The sequence below is a fragment of the Streptomyces sp. NPDC089424 genome (assembly GCF_044749345.1).
Lineage (GTDB): Bacteria > Actinomycetota > Actinomycetes > Streptomycetales > Streptomycetaceae > Streptomyces.
This window is the reverse complement of record NZ_JBIVHU010000013.1, coordinates 17,610-37,305: the sequence shown is the minus strand read 5'-3', so window position 1 is coordinate 37,305 and position 19,696 is coordinate 17,610. Positions and strand designations below refer to the sequence as shown.

The window sequence follows — 19,696 nt, the reverse complement described above, 5'->3', positions numbered from 1 at the left end:
CCCCACGACGACGCCGCACCACACACCACTCCACACGCCCCCACTCCACCGCCCGCACGGCCAGGCGCCCGCCATGGCCGACAGGCCGCCACCGGGCCCACAGGAACTGCAGAAGGGACACCCCCGTGATGAGCGACCAGGTGCTGGAGCGCGACGGGCAGCTCACGCTGGACATCGACCCGGACCGGTTGCTGCGGCGCATCACCGAACTGGCCCGGATCGGCGCGGACCAGGCAACGGGCGGCATCACCCGCGAAGGATTCAGCGCCGCAGACCGCCAGGCCCGGACCTACCTCATGCAGCAGGCCAGGGCAGCAGGACTGCTCCCGTCGGTGGACGCGGCCGGCAACATCGTCATCCGCACTGCCGCCGCAGAGAGCGGCGACCAGGTGCTGATGATGGGCTCGCACCTGGACACCGTCGTCAACGGCGGCCGCCTGGACGGCGCCTACGGGGTGCTCGCCGCCCTGGAGGTTGTGCAGACGTTCACCGAGTCCGGACTCAAACCGGTGCACGAGCCGGTCGCGGTGGCCTTCGCCAACGAGGAAGGGGCACTGTTCCCCCAGCCGTTCTGGGGCTCGATGGCGATCGCCGGCAGACTCGCCTCGCTGCCGAAGGACCCCCGCGACCACCACGGGCGGCCACTGAGTGAGGCACTGCGCCAGGCGGGCGGAGACCTGGACGCACTGGGCAGCGCCTGCTGGCCGCCCGGCTCGATCACCGCCTACCTGGAACTCCACATCGAGCAGGGACCGGTACTGGAACGCAGCGGCAGCCGGATCGGCGTCGTAGAGGCGATCACCGGCCGCACCGTGCTGACCGTGGAGGTACGCGGCACGGCCGGACACTCGGGAACCAGCCCGATGGAAGGCCGCCACGACGCCATGACCACAGCAGCACGGATCGTCCTGGCGGCCGAGCACCTGGCACGCGACCGCCGGCTGTGCCGGGTGATGACGGTCGGCAGGGTGGACCCCTACCCCAACACCCCGAACACCATCGCGGGCACCGTGCGCCTGACGGTGGACCTGCGGGACACCTCGGTGTGGCGCATGGCGGGCGCCGAGGAAGCCCTGCGCCGCATGCTGCAGACGATCGAGGCCGCCACCGGCACCGAGATCGAAGTGGTCGCCGAGACCCGCTCCGACCCGGTCTCCACCAGCCCCGGGCTGTGCGCGGCGATCGAGGCCGGCGCGGACGGACTGGGCCTGCCGCACGAGAGGCTGCCGAGCGGAGCCGGCCACGACGCCCAGGTCGTCGCGGACATCGCACCGGTCGGCATGATCTTCGTACCCAGCCTGGGCGGCATCAGCCACGTGCCCCAGGAGGACACCGCGCCGGAGGACCTTCTCGCCGGGGCGCGGGTGCTGCTGCGCACCGCACTGCGGGTGGCCTGCACGGACCACACACCACCGGCCGGACACAGCCGGCCGGTCGACTGAGAAATCGAGGAGCCATGCAGACACTGGTCACCAGCAACGCGCGGATCGCGGTGTTCTGCGGTGCCCGCCCGGGAATCCGCCAGGACCATGTCGCCTACGCCTACGAGTTCGGGCGGGCGCTCGCACGCCGCGACCGCGACCTGGTCTACGGAGCCGGGGGAGTGGGCGTGATGGGCGCGGTCGCCGACGGCGTGCTGGCGGGCGGCGGCGCAGTCACCGGCGTACTGCCGCGCACCCTGCACGAACGTGAGCGGGCCGACCAGGCACGCGGCACCATCTTCGTGGTGCGCTCCATGCACGAACGCAAGGCACTGATGTACAAGCTCTCCTGCGGCTTCGCCGTCCTGCCCGGCGGAATCGGCACGCTCGACGAACTGATGGAAGTAGCCACCTGGAACCAGCTCTCCCTGATGGAGAAGCCGGTCGTGGTCGTCAACCACCAGGGCTTCTACAACCCCATGCTCACCATGCTGGACCACCTGGTCACCGAAGGCTTCCTGACAGCGCGGGAGCGCAACCAGGTCCGCAGCGCGGAGAGCACCGAAGAAGCCCTGGACCTGCTGGGCGCCCCCCGACAGGCCGCACTGGCCACCACATGAGACCGGCGCCGGCGCCACGGCCGGCCACCGCCCCGCTACAGCGGAGAGGACGGCAGATAGCCGCGCTGCACAGCGTGCACCCCGGCCTGGAACCGGCTGTCGGCGTCAAGGACGTCCATCAGACCGGAAGCGATCCTGCGCGCGGTACGCGGCGAGACACCCAGCCGGTTCGCGATCGCCTCATCGGTCAGGCCCTGGGCGAGCAGCCGCAACGCCTCGGCCTGCTGCCGGTTCAACGCACCCGGAGTCGGACGCGCCTGACGCACCACCGGCTGCGCGGACTGCCACACGCTCTCGAACAGAGCGTGCAGGGTGGTCACCGCACCCTGCGAAGTGAGCTGCATGGCCCCGGCCGCGGTGTTCTCCGTGTGCGCGGCGATGATGGCGGCCTTACGGTCGTAGATGATCATCCGGTTGGGCAGCGAGGGCACGGTACGGACCTGACAGCCGTGCGCGGTGAGCCAGTCCACGTACTTCATCGTGTCGGAACAGCTGCGGATGGAGTCGAGATAGACCGTGCGCATCTGCACACCACGCTCCAGCAGCTGCTGGTTCAGCGGCCGGGAAGCATTCATGTTGGCCTGGGTCTGCGGACCGCCGGGAGCGAAGGTGAGCAGCTCACGCACGACCTGCTCGCGCAGCACGGCGAGATGGTCGCGGATGGAGTCGATCCCCTCCAGATAACGCACCCCCGCGTCGGCGCTGCCGGCGTCGGCACGCCGGTCGTCGTACTCCAGGATGAGCTGGGCGGCAGCAGCCCGGCTGGCCTCCAGCCGCTGCTTGCGCGAGGCGAGTTCAGCCTGCTGGCGGGCGAGCAGCATCTCCATGCCGACGTGCGGACTGACCGCATGCAGCTGCCCGGGATCCTCCGTGGAGGGACGCACCAGCGCCATCTCGCTGAGCCGGTCGAGCGCGTCGCGGATCTCTTCCTCGGTCAGCTTCAGCCGGTCGCACAAATCACCGACATCCTGCGGCCTGTCCAGAATTCCGCGATACACGGATTCAGCCACCGCATCGAGGCCGAGTAAGTTAAGCATCCAAGCCTCTCCGGATCATGAAACGTCGGCATGATTCACCAGACGATACGACCGCACCGGGCCGGGATCAATACGGCTACCGAAAGCGCGTCCGAAACCAGGGAACGCACATCCCGTGCGGATTCAAAAAGGTTGATCCATGTATCTTGTCCACGTCCATCTCCGCGGACCGCTCTCCGGAGACCGGCTGCCGCAGAGCACCGCGGCGGACATCACCCGCCACGTGTCCGGGCGCGAGGGCCTGATCCATGTCAGCGTGCACCCCGACCCGGAGAACCGCCCCGTCGTCGGCCTCTACCTGCGCGCCACCACCCTCGAAGAAGCCGAGACCGCCGCCGAACGGCTGTGGCAACTGGTGCAGACGGCACTCCGGCCACTGTCGGCATGGGAGCTGCTGCGGGCAGAAGTCCCGCTGCTGACCGACGACCCCTGGGGCACGAATCCGCCACCCCCATAGACCACTTGACGCAACATTGACCAACGGCACACCCGGTCTTGAGCAGACCTGGACTGAGTATGCCACGGCCGGTTTGCCTACCACGGAACCCCTTTTCCGCAGGTCGGAGCGTTGCGCAGACTCATGGGCATCACCGAACCCGACGGGCGGAAAGGCAGAACAACATGTCTTTGGAGTTCTCTCGCAACGTGATCCGTGGAGCGGCCATGGCCGGAGTCCTCGCCCTCACCACCCTGCTCGGACAGACCGCCGCGTACGCCGACACGGACACCGGGACCACTCCCACGCCGCACACCGCCGAACAGAGCACCGACGACCTCGGCTGGCAGTGACCCCATGGACCAGGAGACTGCCGACCACCTGATCCGACTCCGCGACCGCGGAATTGACCAACTCCCCGTGGAACGCGTCGCCACCCACGAAATCTCCGTCGGCTTCTCCCCCCGCGTGGACGGAGAAGACGCGGAATACGTACGCACCCTCCTGGAAGCCGAAGGCGAACTCCCGCCCATCCTCGTCCACCGCCCCACCATGACCGTGGTCGACGGCACCCACCGACTGCGCGCCGCCACCACCCAGGGACAGACCCACATCCCCGTACGGTTCTTCGACGGACCCCTCACCGAGGCACGGCTCCTGGCGGTCGCCACCAACGTGACCCACGGCCGCCCCCTGACCACGGCAGACCGGGCCGCCGCAGCCGCATACATCTTCAGCACCCACCCACGCTGGTCGGACCGCGCCGTAGCAGCACTCACCGGGCTCTCCGCCGGCAAAGTGGCCCAGCTCCGCAAAGGCACCCCCGCCGACGGGACCGAACACCGGATCGGGCGCGACGGGCGAGCCCGCCCCGTCGACTCCTCCCACAGCCGAGAACGCGCCGGAGAACTCCTGCGCGCCAACCCCCGCGCCTCACTGCGGCAGATCGCCGCCCAAGCCGGCCTGGCACCCGCCACCGTCGCCGACGTCCGCAACCGGATCCGCCGCGGCGAGAACCCCGTCCCAGGCCGCGCCCCCCACCCCACGCACACCCCCCTTCCCGCCACCACCCCCACCGACCCGCCCCCGATCCAGCTGGCGACCCGCCGTCAGCCCGCGTCCACCGCCCCCCCGCCCCCCGACCGGCTGCTGCACATCCTCGACTCACTGCGCCGCGACCCCTCACTGCGGCTGAGCGAATCCGGCCGCCACATCCTGCGCATGCTCAGCGCCTGCACGATGGTGGCCCAGGACCGCGAACAGATCGCAGCCGCCCTCCCCGCCCACTGCAAACAACCGATGGCCCAGCTCGCGCAGGGGTACGCCCGGCTGTGGACCCAGCTCGCACACGAGCTGGCCGCCGGAGACGACCCGGCCGTGATGGGCATCTGAAAGACCAGAAGAAGGAAAGGCCGGCCATGCAGACCCCACCCCACCGACCGATCTCCGGCATCGTGGACGCGGTGGTGACCACATCCCTGGACGCCGACGGCGCACTGGCCTTCCACCTGGTGGTAGGCCCTCCCCACCGCCCCCACGAATGCGACCGCATCGAATTCACCCTCGACCTCGAACACGCCCGCCAACTGGTCGGCAACGCCGCCCGAACCCCCACCGCCCAGATACCGTGCCGAATCGGCGTCGAATTCAACGAAGCACCACCGAACCGGCATCCTTGAGACGGGCCAACGAATTCCTCCACGAGCCCGTGGCGAGCATGCCGGCCACGCCGGCAGCGGACGATGCGAGGGCTGACAGCACGCCCCGCTGAACACGCGCTCCAGGCGACAAGCCCGCACTCACGCGACCGCACGAACTTCTCTCTTATGAACCCGTGCAGGCCCGCGTCACCTTTGCCGTATCTCCTTCTGCTGACTCTGGTGGTCTGAGTGGCAGGCAGCCGCTTGACATCCGTGAGGGCTCCAGCGCGGCGAAGTCGCCGTGACGCGGGCTTGCACTGGTACACCGGGCCAAATTGTCGGGCCTGTGGTCGGGATGCGCATCCGTCAGCCACGGTCCCGCGCAGCCGTCGGGGCCGACCACTGCGTACCTGTCTGGGGCGGACACCGCGCAGCCGCTGCTGCCCTGCTGGCGGACTGCGGAGCAGCGCTTACTGCACGGTGAGGTCGGTCGGAGATTCAGTCCAGGCGACTCGCTCGTGGGGATGGTGGACGGATCGCCAGACGGGCTCTGCTGGGCCGTTGCGCAAGGCGTCAACGAGTGGAGCCACCAGGATGGGAACGGTGCGCAGGAAGACAGCGTGCGCAGCGTCACCGGCTCAATCTTCTTGCGGTCTTCGACAGCCTGATCGAACAGGATGTGCTCGGCTTCTTCGTGGCCGGCCGGCGGGGGTCCTGTCGTACGCGAGGAACCTCAAGGTGGCGACGGCGGATCAGATGCACCGCCTGATGGCCCCGGGTCACAAGGACAACAAGGTCTTCCGCAACGCCTGCCTCGACCTCGCCCGCCACGGACTGACCCTGTCGTAGGGCCCGGCCCGGGACGGCAACAAGCTCTGGGGGCTGACGCCCCTGGGCTTGGACGCGGCCGCTGAAGTGCTGGGCCGGGGGGCGGGGGAGATGGGCGGGTACCCGGATGGGATCGCAGGCGCTGAAGAACCGCATGAACGCGGTCATGAACGCGACCCGCGCCATCTGGTCCGGCAGCTTTGAGTGGATGGGCGGCTTCGGCGGCACGGAGCCGGACGGCTACTACAACTACACCGACGCCATCCCGATCCTGTTCACCACCCTCCAACGACTTCAAGCGTACGGTCCGCGGGCGGCGGTGTGGTGGCGCTGCGGACACGGCCAGTGGGAAACCCTCGACACCGCCCTGTCCAACGCGTGCGCCTGGCCCCGCAGACCATTTGCCGGGATCCCGCCGGGCGGCACGTCCAAGCCCCGCACGACAGCCGCGACAGCTTCGACCTGATGATCCCGCAGCCGAATCCCGGCCATGACCCCCGCCCCCCCATCTATCTCCGTACTAGGCGTCGCGTACCGAGCCAACCTACGCCGCGCCGCGGAGGCTGGCGTCCAAGACGAGTGTCGGGAGACCCCATTCGTACCGCTGCGCGACGCACGGCCGGTGCAGCAGCAAGGAAGAGAGATCAGCTACTTCGGCCGACCCTCCTTTCCCTCCCCCTTCCGTGTCTCCGCGCGACTCTGTAGAGCCACGATTAGTCCTATCAGGGCCAATATGCTGCTCCCCCGCAATACGCCCACCGCGAGGTCAAAGCGCTTACCATCCGAGAAAAGCCACCACGGGAAAGCCAGGGCACTAAAGATTAGCGCCGAGGCAATGAATGCCGCTGAAACCTTTCCCGCCAGGGTGGAAAGAAACTGACTCATAAGTTTTCTTTCTCAAATAGGGTATGGATGGGGAGCGAAGCGCCTGTCGTCGGCCGGTGGATCTGAGTAGAAGGCGGGTTTTTGAGCTGGGGCTTCGCTGAATGAGTGGTCGTGTTCGGGTCGGTGTTGCTCATTAGTTCTGAGTCGTACGCGAACGCCTTACACGGGTGACCAGGGGTTTCCTGGTTTTCGCTGTGTGCTGCGCAGGTTGGTTGAGCAGTGCGCAGTTTCGTTGGCCCCCGGTATATGGGCGCTGTGGGGTGGGGTTGGTGACGAGTCAGGTAGTGGGTAGGGGAGGCTCCGTGCCTGTCCTGGGTGCTGACTTCCGGCTTCCCTTTCTGTCCTTTCGGCGTGTCTGGATGTGTGAGGAGGGCTGCTGAGGGGGTGGTTGGTAGCCGAGTTCGGTGAGTTCGGTGGGGCCTGGGGCGTAGGGGCTGTGCCGGTAGGGCCATCGCTCGCGGGCGCGGGGGTGGCGGCCGGGTGTGTAGCTGATGCGGTCGCCGAACCGGTCCGGGTACAGGGCGGGGTTTTCGAGCCAGGGCCGGCCCAGGAGGGAGGCGACGGCGGTGTGGAGAGGGTGGGTGTGCCCGGGGCGTTCGAGGGCGTGGAGCGCACGGGGGTGGTGGGCGAAGAATCGGGCGAGGGTGATGGTCTCGGGGTAGGTGACAGCTTCTCGGGCGAGGGCGTACCAGAGGCGGGCGCGCTTGTTGTTGCCGATGCGGCGGGCGCGTGCGGGCCAGATGCGTTCTTCTGAGGGTGCGGCGCGTCGCCAGTTCTCGGTGAGGGTCATGGCCAGGGTGAGGGCGTGGTCGGCGGCTGCGCCCCAGCGGCGGAGAAACCGGGTGTGGATGCGGTGGGCGGCGAGGATTTCGGGGGTTCGTGTGAGGTCGGCGTGCTCGATGGGCAGCGGCATGCCGGCCAGGGTGTGGCGGCCGAGCATCCAGGTGTGGTGGAGGCGGCAGACGAGGCGGGTGTCGGGCAGGTACTGCGGGACGGGGCGGGTATCGCCGGTGCGGGCGATCGTGCAGCGGGGGCAGCCGGTCACGGCGTGCGCAGAGGCCAGGCGGAGCCGGGCGCGGGCGGACTGCGGGTCGGGTTTGTCGCGGTAGCGGTTCCATTCGGGGAGCGCGTGGGCGAGGTGTTCGTCCGGGATGCCGGCGAACGCTGCGATCAGGCGGCGGCTGGGTGCGTTGAGGTAGAGCTCGATGCTGGTGTAGGGGCCGTGAGGTTGGGCGCATTCCTTGTTCGCCTGGGGCCGGGGGATGCCGAGGGCGTGGAGGAGTTCCGCGGTGGTCAGGTGATGTCGGCGTGCCAGGCGCTGGATGTACGAGGTGGTGGTCTCCCACTGCGAGGGGGCCACACGCCAGATGCTGGGGCGCGGGAGGGAGCGGTGCACTCGCGGCGTCTCAGGCCTGTGCCGGTGGGCGAGCGGCCTGTTCGGCGAGTTCGTCGAGGTCGATGTCGTCGAGCAGCTGCTTGGTGATCTTCTCACTGCCGTCCAGGATGGCGGCGATCGCTGCTTCCCGGACGAGGGCGGACAGGCTCCCGATGCGGCCGCCGGTGCGCTGGTGGAGGTAGGGGGCGTGCCGGGTGAGCGTGTCGGGGCGGTGTGCTTGGAGGCGTAGGGCTTGGTCCATGCCGCGGACCAGGCTTTCCCAGGCGGTGCGCTGTGCAGGGCTGCCGTACGCCAGGGGCGGGTTGCGCACCATCTTGAACCGTCCGGCGAGCTGCGCGCCGCGGCTTCCCGTCAGGAGCGGGGAGGCCTCGATGGCGACGCCGGCGTAGACGAAGGTCGCGGGGAGGCGCTCGCTGAGGTGCTTCATCTGGTCGGAGGTCTCAGCACCGATGCGGGTGCGGGTATTGAGCAGATGGACGTCGTCGACGAGGACGAGCTGGGTCGACAGATCACGTAGTACACCGCAGACGATGTCGGTGATCCGTGCTTGGTTCATCGCTTTGCCGATGGGCAGGTCGAGGAACCGGGCCAGTTCGGACACGAGCATTTTCGGGGTCGCGGCCGGGGGGACGGACAGGAAGGCCACCGGCAGTCGCTCGTCGAAGCTGTTGTGGCGGGCCCGGTCGGCGAGGTGGAAGGACCGGCCGAGCTGCTGCAGAGTGGTGGTCTTTCCCGTGGTGGGCGGCCCGGAGATCAGCAGTCCTCGCCGGGCGGTGCCGTTGTGCCGCCGGTTGAGGATCATGAGCCGGCGCAGGGTGAGGGAGATCTTGGCCATGGTCGGGGTGGAGAGGATCACGAACTGGGAGTGGTAATCCAGACGCTCCTCGGCGTTCCATGGGCCGGGCCCAGGCAGGCATGCTGGTTCGCTGTCGACGAACCGCGTCCATTCGCGCCAGGTCGTCGGTGACGCGTACGGGCCGTTGTCCGTCTCCTGGTCGGCGGCCGTCACCACTGCTGCGCCTCCTGGTGGGCGTCGAAGATGCTCCAGGCCCCGGCCGATGCTGCTGTGCCGGCGGAACCCGGGACAGAGGGCGTGTTCTCGTCCGCAGGCGGAAGGTGCTCGGCGGGGCCTTTCGGCGGGCCGGTGTCTGCGGTCCGTCGCCGTGCGCGTCTGGTTCCCGCCCGCCGGCCCGGGACGTCGGCGAGGCTGCTGCCCCTGTGGGAGTGGGCGGCGCTTGTTTGTCCTGTGTGGGCGCGGCGGAGTAACTCGTCCAGGTGATGGGCGAGGTGCTCTTCGTGCTCGGCCCGGTCCGTATGCCGTGTGGCCACGGTGCGGATGTGCCGCCAGGTGGTGTCGGTGAACGGCCTCGACACCAGGCTCCGGTGGATCCACTCGGCCTGCGCCCAGCCGTCTGGAAGCCTGACCCAGCACTGCCAGGGCTCGTAGGGGTTGTGGTGGACCTCCCATTTGCCGTCCGCAGCGGGGGAGCGGTGCCGGTGTCCGTTGAGCGCGGGGCCGTCGTAGGTGCGGTACTCGAACCGGATGCCTTCGTCTGTGATCGCGCACCTGCGGGAGGGCAGCAGCTCGATCCAGTCTGCTCCGGTCAGAGGGATGGGCACGTGTCCCGCGATGCCGGTGAGCGCGGCCCACATCTCGTTGGGGGTGAGCGTCAGCCGGGGCATGAGGGGATGCCGCAGCCGCGCATGGCGCCGTTCCTGCCATCCGCAGACGATCCACTCGTCCAGCAGGTCCTGCAGCTGAGGCATCGTCCAGCATGCCTCGTCCTCCACGTTGCTGCCGCGTGTGGCGAGGCGGTTTCCGGTGTAGCCGGCGACGTACTGAGCGAACAGCGTGCCGATCGCCCCGAAGCCCCGCTCCACATGCCCCTTGGCGTGCCCGGACGCGGGGGGACACGGCTGGACGGTGATTCCCAGGTGCTCGGCGGCAGCGAGGAAGCAGCGGGACACGAACACTTTGCCCTGGTCGATGACCACGGTCGACGGCCGGATCACCGGCCTGGCCGCGGCCCCCTGCACGCGGGCGTCGATAGAGGCGAGCCGTGTGTAGGGGATGACGGAAGCGGCCATGGACAGGTACTCGGGCCAGTCGGGCCGCATCGGCTGCGGCACCAGCGTCTGGGCCAGGAGCACGGCCGCGTCCACTGCCTTGGTGCCCTTCGGGCGCAGGACGGCGGCGGTGATGCTGCGGGTAGCCACGTCCACCGCCATGGTCAGCTCCGGCCGCCGAGCCTTTCCGTCCTCGCACACGACCATCACGTCCAGCAGAGTGCTGTCCATCATCACCAACTCCCCGGGCAACGCCGCGGCCGTGGGAGTGAACACCGGCACCGGCCGGGACGCGCGCCAACGCTGCCCTTCGGCCGTCAATGCCAGTCCTTCCTGCTCGGCGACCGCCCGTACCAGCCGGTTGAACGTGGCCACCGGGGGCACCGCCACCTTCCCGGGCCCTTGGGTGTCTTCCAGCAGCCACCCCACCTGGTGCCGCAGCCGACTCAATGTTCCAGTCGAACGCCCCTGCTGCTCCTCCAGCGCCTGCTTGATCGCGGCGACCACGCGCGGATCGGCACGCCCGAACACAGAGCGCTCCCGCTTCCTGCGGCCGTCGACGAGACCCCATACTCCCTGCGCGCGGTAGCGGGCTCGCATCCTGCGCACGGTGGCCACGCTGACCTGCTCTCCGGATGCGGTCAGCTCAGCGGCCTTGGCCGCCTCCCGCTGGGCGAGCCGGTACACGGCCGGGTCATAGCCGTCTCGAGGCAGCTGCTCCCGGCCGGTGCCGGGGTAGCCGGTCTCGACTTCCAGGACATGCCGCTCCCAGGCCAGGGCTCTGTCCCGGACCGCGGTGTCGCATCCGTCCAAGGGGCCGTGGACCGGTACACGCCGCTGCCCTGGCAGGGAGCGGTCCAGGATGGTGAAGTCCTGCGCGGCAAGCACGTGAGTGAGCAGCAGCACCTGCACACCTGCGCCTTCTTCGGCGACCAGACGGCAGCGGGGTCCGTCCAGACCGGCCAGGACATGGGCCTGTCCGTCGAACCGGATCCGGTCCCCGACTTCGACGACGCCCCACGGCCTCTTCACCGCCTCGCTCCTTCACGGCGACGCCCGGCTGGCACGGCGACCACGAGGGTCTCCTCGCTCAGGACGTGGTCCCAGGCCATACTGAGCAGGCCGTGCCATAGCCCGTGGTAGACGGCGGGCAGCGTTGCGATTGGATCCCCGAGCCGCAGCGCGCCCTCGAACAACGCGACAGGCGAGGCGAATACCTTGCACAGCCGGGCTGCAGGGATACCCACCGAACATCGGGGATGCCGGTAGACCGACAGCCAGCGCCCGTTGGCCAGAGCCACCGGATCTGCGGCATCCGCGAACCGGTGCTCCCAGCCCGCTTCCTGCGCACACAAGCCGGCCACCCGCGCCCGACTGGCAAGCCGTGCGGACGGTCCGCTGCTGCCAGGGCAGTCCACCAAATGAATGCTCCCGTCCACCAAGGCACAGCCAGGTCGGGTGCGTGTGTGACGGTCCGCCCGCCTTCCTCCCACACGAGCTCCACCGGACGGCTCACCATGCCTGTCACTTGGGGATCCTGATCGAGCATCATGACCGCGTCCCGCATGGCTGCGCTCCCGTACCCCACCAGACGGCTCGTGGTCGCCGACCACCACCATCCCGGAGCCAACCGCCGGCCCCGCCGCAGCGGGAAACCACGCACCATCGGGCATTCCATGAGGCACAGCCCCCCTACAGCGCTTCGCCACGGCCTCTGGACCATGACCCCGTCAGGCCCGACGAACCGCACGTCCACCTGCCGCAGATGCACGCTGGCCCCTCCCATCGACCCCAGTGGTCCACCGGACCCAAAACCAGCCTCCGTCTGATCAAAAACGAATCGGCCAGCCTGCGCAGTGCGCAATTGAACCGAGCCACACAATGCGGTGACGCCCTTCCTGACCAACCCGCACCCGCCTCCAGACTCTGCTAGAGGCCCCTGCGGAACCGGCGTACTGGCGACTTGACGCCCGCCCAGGTAGGAGCGTTCCCAGACGTAGAAAGAGTGATCAGGCGGCACCGTCGGTGCTGGATGGCCGGACGTCCGGCGCGGGTCCGTCAGTGATCTGACCCAGCGTGCGCGCCAGGGTGGGCAGGACTTCGTGGTAGAGCGTCTCGTGTTCGCAACCGTCGCCGCCGTTTGCGGCGATTGCGGCGGCCAGGGCGCGCAGGGAGAGTGGTCCGCTGGCTGCGAGTCGCTCGGCGAGTTTTCGGTTCGCCTCCCTTTTTTCGGGTTTCTGGCGGTACTTCGTTCCTTGCTGGTACAGGTCGACGTCCATGCCGACGGGGGTGATGGGCCGGCCGATGCGTTCGGTGAGGTTGGCGATGATCTGGATGCCGTGAGCGTCCAAGTCCTGCCAGGCGGCCACCGGCAGCGGTGCCATGGCCTTGAGGAAAGCGGCCAGGCCGTGCGTGGCGTAGCCGGCGCCCCATACACACAGCCACTGGTCTGCGACATCGGGGAGTTTGCACACCTGGGCGAAGGCGTCCTCGTTCTCGACCAGGAGCACGCCCACCGCTGAGCTGTCGATGAGCCCGAGGCTGCGCAGGCCGCCTGCGGGCAGGCCCAGCCAGGGGCGGCAGGCTGCGGCGTCGGCGATGACGGTATCGACGCGCCAGCGCAGGGGCCCGCGCATGCGCAGCTCGGTGTCGGTCTCTTCCACCGCCTGGTCGAAGGGGCGGCCGACGAGGTTGGCGAACGCCTGCCGGCGTTGCGCTGTCCACGTGTACTTGGTGTCGCGCATGCTCTTGCCCGCCAGGACCTTGGCGGTCATCGGCTGCGGGTGGGACTGGGCGGCCCACCACACCGCGGCGGACCTGACGGCCACCTCGTACACCCGCCAGTCCTCGGTTCCGGTGGTGCTGCCCGCGGGGACCTTCAGGGTGCGGGCCGGGGCGGTGGCGGCCAGTAGGGCGTGTTCGCTCGCGAGCTGGGGGATGCCTGCCATGGCCTGCAGTAGTTCGGCGTGCAGCCGTGAGGGGTCGGGGTGGCCTCGCAGCTGGGCGAGCTTGTCCTCTCTCAGTGATGCCCAGGACGGGGTCAGCTGCCAGGAGTCGGGGGTGAATCCGGTGGTTTGCACGACCTTGCAGCGCAGGATGACGGCGCCGCAACGGATGAGCGACACGGTTGTGCGCCACGCCTGTTCTTGGCCGAAGTCGGCCTCGATGGTGGTCCACCGCTTGCGGGTCCGGGTGGTCAGGACCTTGATCAGGTCACGGTCGGTCAGGCCGGCCGGCGGGTCGTAGGCGGGGACCGGGTCGGAGGCGATGAGGTCGACGACGGCGGGGTTGACGCGTCGTTTGCGGTCCACGGGCACGCGGGTGAGGACCTCGTCGCCGTCTTTTCGGGTGCGGGGCACGGTGACGGCGATGATCCCGGAGGGAAGTCCGTGCAGGGGCACTTCCCGCCGGCCGTGGGCTTCGCTGACTAGCAGGGCGGGGCGGGGGAGGGGCACGGTGGGCTCAGGCACGGGAGCGTCCTGCGGTGATCCAGTCGGCAGTCAGTTCCACGCGCTTGCCGTCGGAATCGTGTCCCCAGGTACGGGTGGGCTGGTTGTAGGCGTCGGAGGAGGAGGCGTGGACGAACCACAGCAGTTCGTCGCACACGTCGGCGGCATCCACCAGCACACTGTCCTGGCAGGTGCCCAGGATGGTCAGGTGCTGGCGGCGCGCCACGTCCCGCAGCGCAGCGAGCATGTCCTTGCGGTTGACCTCGCCCAGGCTGTTGCCGAGCTCGTCCAGGATCAACACCCGCCCCCTGGTCTCGGCGTCGGCCAGTACCGCGGCCAGGACCAGCTGGATGGCATGTACCTTCACCTGGGCGCCGTTGGCGTTCTCCCGGTAGTGCACGAAGGCGCCGCGCGGGGAGCGTTTCCAGCGCGGTGTCACCTGCCACCGCCAGGGCCTGGCGCCCTCGGGTCGCACGCTGGTGTAGTCCAGGCGCGCACCGTCACCGCCCCGCTGCCGGTCCAACGCATTGAAGGTGTCGCTGATCTGCGCGAACAGCCCTTCGACGTGATGTTCGATCATGTCCTGCAGAGCCTGGAGAGTGTGCCCGCTGCGCTCCGCCGCACGAGTGAGCTTGGCCAAGGCCTCCTCGCGCAAGGAGCGGCCGGAGGTGATCCGGGCGGCTTCGACGGCATCCTTGTCGCTGTGGCCGTCCAGCCGGGTCTGCAGGGGAGCGGCCACCTCGTCGAAGCCCGTGCGCGGCAGCGCGGACGCCTCCTCCTCTTCGAAGGCGTCCCGCAGGTGTTGCGCCAGGAGCAGGTCTTCGTCGACGACGCCGGTTATAGCGCCGGCCGGCAGGCCGTAGTGCTCGTACGCGTTCCGCAGATGATCCTCGACGTTCCGCCGCAGGCGGCCGGGCCGGGGCACCGGTGTGCCGGGGGAGGTTGCCTCCAGGAGTTCGGTTGCCTCCTCGGCGGGGGCGCCCCACAGAAGATGCCACTGCGGGCAGGAGATCTCGGTACGGGCTCTGACCAGCGCTGTGTGCTCCTTGGCCCGCTCCTTGTATGTCTTGGCGGCCGCGTCCCGGGTGAGCTTCGCGGTCGTCACCGCCTGGGCGTGGGTTGTCAGATCGTTCTGGGCCTGTTCCCACGCGTCGTGGCGCTCCTCCTCTGCGCTCCGGGCGGCGGTGGTTTTGTCGTCGGCCTCGGCGATCGCTTCGTCCAAGGCGGAGGCCTGTTCTTCCAGGGCGGCCAAATCCCGTGCCGCCACGGCTGCCTTGTGCTCGATCTCGGTGACCTCGAACTCGGACTCAGCCGCGGCAAGGCCCTCAGCCGCCGTAGACACTTCCTCCTCGCAGCGGCGGCGGTGCGCGACGGCCTGGGCCACGCGGGCATCCCGTCCGGCGACCGGAGCCTGGAAGCCGCCGACGACCGTCAGTGACAGTCCTGCGTCGTAGGCCGCGGGCGGGTCGTCCAGAGCCGTCGTGCGCTCCTGCAACGTGCCGAAGAACCCGGCCAGCGCCCTGCAACTGCGCACACCCGGAGGCAGGGCACCCCCGCCACTGTCCGTCCCGTCGGCAGGGTCGGCGGCGATGACCTGGGCACCGGGCAGGCCGCGCAGAATCTCCCGGGCGCGTTCTGCCTGCCCGCACGGCACCACCACGGCGTCGCGCCAGGGCCACAGGCGCGCCTCCCACTGCGCACGGACCGACTCCTCCAGCTGCAGCTGGTCCATCAGCCCTGCGGCGCTGACGCCGTGGCCGTCGAGGATCTCCAAGGCATGGCCCGCGGCCCCGCTGCGTCCCTGCCGGGCCGCTTCCTCCAGCCGCTGAGCCCGGGACAGGGCGCTGTCTGCGCCGGCCTTCTGCTGCCGCGCCGCATACAGCACGTCTGTGGCGGCTTCCAGCGCGCTGCGGGCATCAGCGACCGGCGATCCCCGCCATACACCCGCGCTCGGCCGAAGGAGGGTCATGCTCTGACGGATGACGTCCCGCCGGGTAGCCGCCGATGTCCGTTGCGCGGCGGCCTGCTCGGTGACCTGCTTGGCGTCCACCCACTCCTGGCGGGCGGCGGCCGCTGCCGCGGCCAGACCGGTGGCCGCCGTCAGCTCGCGCAGCTTCTCCTCGGCACCGTCGAGTAGCTCCTGCGCCTGCACCACCTGCTGCTCTTTGTCCTCCAGGTCCGCTGCCAGTTTCCGGTCAGCCTGGGCTGCCTCCAGGTAGCAGGCAGCCAGATAGCGCCGCCACGCATGGCGTCCTTCCTCAAGCGCGGTGCGGGCAGCAGCACGTGCCCGCACGCCCTCCAGTACTGCCTCTTCGTCCGCCAAGGCCAGGGCGTGCTCGTCGCGCGCCTTCTCCAACTGCGCAGCGTGCTCGAGGGCCTTGCCACGGCGGGCAGCCTCCTGCTCCAGCAGATGAGTCATACCGGACAGGGCGATCAGGGCCTCTCCGATGTCGTGCGGTTCCATCGCGGTCATCTGCTGGCTCAGCAGTGAGGGAACCGCCGGGCGCAGCGGCGTGTCGAGGTAGGTCAGGCACCGCGGTGCGTTGCCGTAGAGGGCGTCGGCCATGCGGTGTGCCGACAGCCTGGTCGCACTGCCCAGCTCCTGCCAGAGAGTGTCTGCCTGCGCCGCCCGCTCGGCATCGTCGGCCGCATCGGCCACGTGGATGCCTTCGGTCCAGTTGGCCAGGACGTACGGGGCGGACGCGGCGATGCGCACCCACACCGTCAGCGCCCCTTGCAGGGGGCCACTCGCAGCGAGCGCCTCGCGCCCACCGGATGCGTCGGGCCTGCCGTGTGCGAAGACGCCGACCACGTAGCCATGCGAGGCGGCTGGAATCTGCTGGGCCCGGTCCACCCCGGCCGCGTCGGGCTTGAACAGGATTCCGCTGGCGTCCCGCCCGTGGTTGGATTCCAACCGCCACTGGGGATCGGCCAGCAGCAACGAGACCGCGATGAGGAACGAGGTCTTGCCCGAGCCGTTGGAGTCGTCCTTGGGGCCCATCCCGGACACGGCGACGAACGTCTCGGGCACCACCGGCACCGCGTGGGTGGTCAGTCGGGCGATATCGAACGTCTGGACCGCCACCAGATGACGGTCACCGACGATGCCGCGGTGCTCGACGAGCTCGGGCAGTCCCTCCTGCTCGTCCTCGTCCTCGTCCGGCTTCTCGGCGCCGCGCTCGTGCCAGGTGCCGTTCATCGTTCCTGTCCTTCCTGGCTGGCGACGCGGGCCCGGCGCCGCCAGATCGACTCGGCCATGACTCCCTGCGGCTCGGCCAGCAGCACCAAATGCTCGAACAGGTCGGCCTGGGCCGCCGACGTCAGCCGCAGCAACTGGCTGCCCAGCACGATCCCCGAACCTGTTGTCCGCACCAGGTCGGCTGCGGCGAGACGACTCAGCGCGGCATCCACAACCCGGTCGGGGACCGCGGACTGCTTCAGCCGCTCCCTGTTCACCGGCACCCCCTGTGTCCACAGTGCCTGCGGCAGGACGCTGCCACCGGCGCGGGGAGCGGCGACGCTGAACAGCAGCACCAGCGTCAGCACGGCCCGGTCTTCACGGGGCAGGACTCCGACATCCTCATCGGCCAGCCGGGCTCTGACCATGTCGTCGTAGCCGGACAGGAACCCCTCTCCTACACCGAGCAGCGTCCGGCCCGAAGCGGCGAGTACCTCCTCGACCACCCTGCGCAGCGGCACCTCCGCCAACGCCCGAAAACGCGCCGCGGGCACCGGCAGCCGCGCGGTCTCCACCGCACACACCGCTGCCCGCACCTCTGCACGGCGCTGCTCCGACAGTGCCTCTAGATACCGCACTTCCATGTCTAGCCCTCTTCCACCTGGCAGGGCAGTAGGTCGTAGCCGCGCCGCAACTCATCGACATCCCGCTCGCTCCACGCAGCCACCACCGGCCCCAGTCGCACCATGCCGTCCCCGGCGTCGGCGGCCAGGTAGCCGCACGCGCGCAGGACCCGCAGCGCGCTGCGATACGGCGATGTCTGGGCGATCAGTGCCATGCCCTCCCGCAGCAGACCGTCCCCCGGCGGAACGCAGGCCGCCAGCACGTCCTCCTCGGCCACCGCGCCCCCCGGATACAGCGCTAGCTCGGGATCGGGCCAGCACAGGCGCACAGCAGCTCCCAGCGTCAGCAATTGCGACGGCGCTGCCTCCCGGTGCGTCAGTGGATCGCCCACCGCACCGCTGACCGGCTCCACGTCCGGCGCCCACCGCACCATGACCGCCGGGCCTCCGGCCGCTTCCACATCTACAAGGCGCCGCTGCACATCATCGGCGGCCCGCCGTAGCACCGACAGCCCATCGGTCGCACCCACTGCCGTCAGCGGCACGATCCGTACGGCCCGAGCCCGGGCCAGCAGATAGGCATCCTCGTTCATGCCGGATCCTCCTGTACGGCCGAAGAGTCTCCGCCCACGGCACCCGACACATCCTGCGGCAGCCGGTACAAGGACAGCGGACTGGCATAGGTGACCGCCCCAGCCGGATCGACGAGGACCTCCTCGCCGATCTCTACGAAGAACGGTGTCGCCGGGTCCGCAGACGCCTGCAGCAGGTCCACCACCGTGGCAATCGCCGCTCGCCATGGCAACGTCCCCAGCGTCGCCGTCAGGTCAGCCTCCTGCCCGCCCCTAACCAGCGAATTCATCGACGCCGAACGCCGCCGGCGCAGCAGCAATGCCTTCTCCCGCGCCGCTTCCACCGGATCGGGGCCTGGCGGGAGCGGCGCCGGCCGCGCCGGCCGCCGCCGAGGAACTGGCGGTCGCCGCTCCCCGGCGGCCACGAGCACCTGTGCCGCGGTGATCTCCACGCTGGCGGGATCAAACACCGTGGCAGCAAAGACCTCCGCCAAGGCGTCCACCGGCGCGCCCAAGGCCGCCGACAGGTACTGTTCCGGCAGCAGCATGCTGAAGTCCCGGCGGGCTCGCACCTGCTGCAGCAGCCTGTCGGAGAACTCATCCACGGCCGCCGAATAGCGAAGCGCCTCATCGATCAACCGGGTCCCCGACGCTCTCAGCCGTGGAAAGCGACTGCTGATGGCTCTAACCAACTGCCTCGCATGGTCCAATAACGCGGCCTTGGACTGGTGGTGGTGGCGTTCACCCACCAGCTCCTCGATGGGCTTGGACCGCACCAGCCGCAGCAGATGCGCGGTGGTGATGGACAGGTCACGTCGCACCCGCCGCAGCCGGTTGGCCAGTTGCTCCTCACTCAGCAAGCCCTGTGCCAGACCGACCTGTGTACGGTCCAGCAGAGTCATGATCTCCTCGACACCGCCGGCTTCCGCCAGCCGTTCGAAGACCAACAAGGCCGCACCGCTGGTCGGACTGAAGACGTAGCGCCCCTCGTAGGCTTTGCCCCGGGCCTGCTCCAGCATCCCCAGCCCCACAAAGACCCGGAACCGGGCATCGAACGCCTCTCCCGAGGCCACCGGAGCACACGCTGCCGCAATCTCCGACCGGGTCAGCCCCCGATCGGAGGCAAGATCCCCGAACGCATCGTGAATCGCCTCAGCCAGTTGTAACGAGACAGGATCGTCAACGACCGCACCGGCCGTCGATGCCACCGGCGCAACAAAAGGCCGCACGAAGTCCAACCGGTCATCGCGAGCCCCAGCCGCGGCACCATCGAACAGATCACCCTGCTCGAAGCCGCTCTCCTGCTCAGACAAACTCCCCCCATAACCTGCCAGGCGCCCCCGCAGCCTCTTCCCAGGAGACCGAACCTATCCGCCACAGGCGACTCCTGTTGCCACATCGCCAATATCCCCGCATAGACAACGGATGGCGCAAAACCTCTGCTTGTCAGGCGCTGCAGCGCACGGCCGAATGCGCCTGAAGATGGAGAGGCTGCGCGATGATGTCGGTCATGGTCACACCGGTTGAGTCTGCCGCCCCTCGCT

Annotated in this window: 16 protein-coding genes; 7 read left to right on the top strand and 9 right to left on the bottom strand. The window is 69.3% G+C overall.

The window, feature by feature from the left end:
• Positions 1-128: 128 nt before the first annotated feature.
• Positions 129-1,442 (top strand): Zn-dependent hydrolase, encoded by a 1,314-nt coding sequence (locus ACIP2X_RS37455; protein ID WP_401682714.1) that lies wholly within the window; start codon positions 129-131, stop codon positions 1,440-1,442.
• A 14-nt stretch (positions 1,443-1,456) separates the two neighbouring features.
• Entirely contained in the window at positions 1,457-2,041 is a 585-nt protein-coding gene (locus ACIP2X_RS37450) for a TIGR00730 family Rossman fold protein (protein ID WP_401682711.1), read from the top strand.
• 35 nt (positions 2,042-2,076) lie between these two features.
• Here ACIP2X_RS37450 and ACIP2X_RS37445 read toward each other — a convergent pair whose 3' ends face one another.
• The gene (locus tag ACIP2X_RS37445; RefSeq protein WP_401682708.1) at positions 2,077-3,078 is read right to left on the bottom strand and encodes a helix-turn-helix domain-containing protein; all 1,002 of its coding nucleotides are present in this window, start codon (positions 3,076-3,078) and stop codon (positions 2,077-2,079) included.
• Positions 3,079-3,217: 139 nt separating this feature from the next.
• Between ACIP2X_RS37445 and ACIP2X_RS37440 the strand changes: the two genes are divergently transcribed.
• The 5 genes from ACIP2X_RS37440 to ACIP2X_RS37420 all read left to right on the top strand — a co-directional run bounded on the left by ACIP2X_RS37440 (position 3,218) and on the right by ACIP2X_RS37420 (position 6,448).
• Positions 3,218-3,535, top strand: coding sequence for a hypothetical protein (locus tag ACIP2X_RS37440; RefSeq protein ID WP_401682706.1), 318 nt, complete (start codon positions 3,218-3,220; stop codon positions 3,533-3,535).
• 188 nt (positions 3,536-3,723) lie between these two features.
• Positions 3,724-3,867 (top strand): hypothetical protein, encoded by a 144-nt coding sequence (locus ACIP2X_RS37435; protein ID WP_401682703.1) that lies wholly within the window; start codon positions 3,724-3,726, stop codon positions 3,865-3,867.
• Positions 3,868-3,871: 4 nt separating this feature from the next.
• Entirely contained in the window at positions 3,872-4,906 is a 1,035-nt protein-coding gene (locus tag ACIP2X_RS37430) for a ParB N-terminal domain-containing protein (RefSeq protein WP_401682701.1), read from the top strand.
• A 26-nt stretch (positions 4,907-4,932) separates the two neighbouring features.
• Positions 4,933-5,193 carry a hypothetical protein gene (locus ACIP2X_RS37425; RefSeq protein WP_401682698.1) on the top strand — a complete coding sequence of 87 codons (261 nt, stop codon included), beginning with the start codon at positions 4,933-4,935 and terminating at the stop codon, positions 5,191-5,193.
• Between the two features lie 916 nt (positions 5,194-6,109).
• On the top strand, positions 6,110-6,448 hold the full coding sequence (locus ACIP2X_RS37420) for a hypothetical protein (RefSeq protein WP_401682695.1): 339 nt from the start codon (positions 6,110-6,112) through the stop codon (positions 6,446-6,448).
• A gap of 696 nt (positions 6,449-7,144) precedes the next feature.
• Here ACIP2X_RS37420 and ACIP2X_RS37415 read toward each other — a convergent pair.
• The 8 genes from ACIP2X_RS37415 to ACIP2X_RS37380 form a co-directional block, all read right to left on the bottom strand.
• Positions 7,145-8,227 carry a TniQ family protein gene (locus ACIP2X_RS37415; RefSeq protein ID WP_401682693.1) on the bottom strand — a complete coding sequence of 361 codons (1,083 nt, stop codon included), beginning with the start codon at positions 8,225-8,227 and terminating at the stop codon, positions 7,145-7,147.
• A 46-nt stretch (positions 8,228-8,273) separates the two neighbouring features.
• Entirely contained in the window at positions 8,274-9,275 is a 1,002-nt protein-coding gene (locus ACIP2X_RS37410; RefSeq protein ID WP_401682690.1) for a TniB family NTP-binding protein, read from the bottom strand.
• On the bottom strand, positions 9,269-11,362 hold the full coding sequence (locus tag ACIP2X_RS37405; protein WP_401682687.1) for a transposase: 2,094 nt from the start codon (positions 11,360-11,362) through the stop codon (positions 9,269-9,271). The genes ACIP2X_RS37410 and ACIP2X_RS37405 overlap by 7 nt, the downstream gene beginning before the upstream one ends.
• 977 nt (positions 11,363-12,339) lie before the next feature.
• Positions 12,340-13,800, bottom strand: a complete 1,461-nt coding sequence (locus ACIP2X_RS37400) for a Wadjet anti-phage system protein JetD domain-containing protein (protein WP_401682685.1) — start codon at positions 13,798-13,800, stop codon at positions 12,340-12,342.
• Positions 13,793-16,978, bottom strand: a complete 3,186-nt coding sequence (locus ACIP2X_RS37395; protein WP_401682682.1) for a hypothetical protein — start codon at positions 16,976-16,978, stop codon at positions 13,793-13,795. The genes ACIP2X_RS37400 and ACIP2X_RS37395 overlap by 8 nt, the downstream gene beginning before the upstream one ends.
• Positions 16,975-17,601 (bottom strand): hypothetical protein, encoded by a 627-nt coding sequence (locus ACIP2X_RS37390; protein ID WP_401682679.1) that lies wholly within the window; start codon positions 17,599-17,601, stop codon positions 16,975-16,977. Before ACIP2X_RS37390 ends, ACIP2X_RS37395 begins: the two co-directional genes overlap by 4 nt.
• Positions 17,602-17,603: 2 nt before the next feature.
• Positions 17,604-18,173 carry a hypothetical protein gene (locus tag ACIP2X_RS37385; RefSeq protein ID WP_401682676.1) on the bottom strand — a complete coding sequence of 190 codons (570 nt, stop codon included), beginning with the start codon at positions 18,171-18,173 and terminating at the stop codon, positions 17,604-17,606.
• Entirely contained in the window at positions 18,170-19,465 is a 1,296-nt protein-coding gene (locus ACIP2X_RS37380; protein WP_098750060.1) for a hypothetical protein, read from the bottom strand. The genes ACIP2X_RS37385 and ACIP2X_RS37380 overlap by 4 nt, the downstream gene beginning before the upstream one ends.
• Between the last annotated feature and the right edge of the window lie 231 nt (positions 19,466-19,696).

Bases quoted from the DNA above. Each gene is read 5' to 3' on its own strand.
- ACIP2X_RS37455 (WP_401682714.1), top strand. From the start codon at position 129: ATGAGCGACCAGGTGCTGGAGCGCGACGGGCAGCTCACGCTGGACATC.
- ACIP2X_RS37450 (WP_401682711.1), top strand. From the start codon at position 1,457: ATGCAGACACTGGTCACCAGCAACGCGCGGATCGCGGTGTTCTGCGGT.
- ACIP2X_RS37445 (WP_401682708.1), bottom strand. From the start codon at position 3,078: ATGCTTAACTTACTCGGCCTCGATGCGGTGGCTGAATCCGTGTATCGC.
- ACIP2X_RS37440 (WP_401682706.1), top strand. From the start codon at position 3,218: ATGTATCTTGTCCACGTCCATCTCCGCGGACCGCTCTCCGGAGACCGG.
- ACIP2X_RS37430 (WP_401682701.1), top strand. From the start codon at position 3,872: ATGGACCAGGAGACTGCCGACCACCTGATCCGACTCCGCGACCGCGGA.
- ACIP2X_RS37425 (WP_401682698.1), top strand. From the start codon at position 4,933: ATGCAGACCCCACCCCACCGACCGATCTCCGGCATCGTGGACGCGGTG.
- ACIP2X_RS37420 (WP_401682695.1), top strand. From the start codon at position 6,110: ATGGGATCGCAGGCGCTGAAGAACCGCATGAACGCGGTCATGAACGCG.
- ACIP2X_RS37395 (WP_401682682.1), bottom strand. From the start codon at position 16,978: ATGAACGGCACCTGGCACGAGCGCGGCGCCGAGAAGCCGGACGAGGAC.
- ACIP2X_RS37390 (WP_401682679.1), bottom strand. From the start codon at position 17,601: ATGGAAGTGCGGTATCTAGAGGCACTGTCGGAGCAGCGCCGTGCAGAG.
- ACIP2X_RS37385 (WP_401682676.1), bottom strand. From the start codon at position 18,173: ATGAACGAGGATGCCTATCTGCTGGCCCGGGCTCGGGCCGTACGGATC.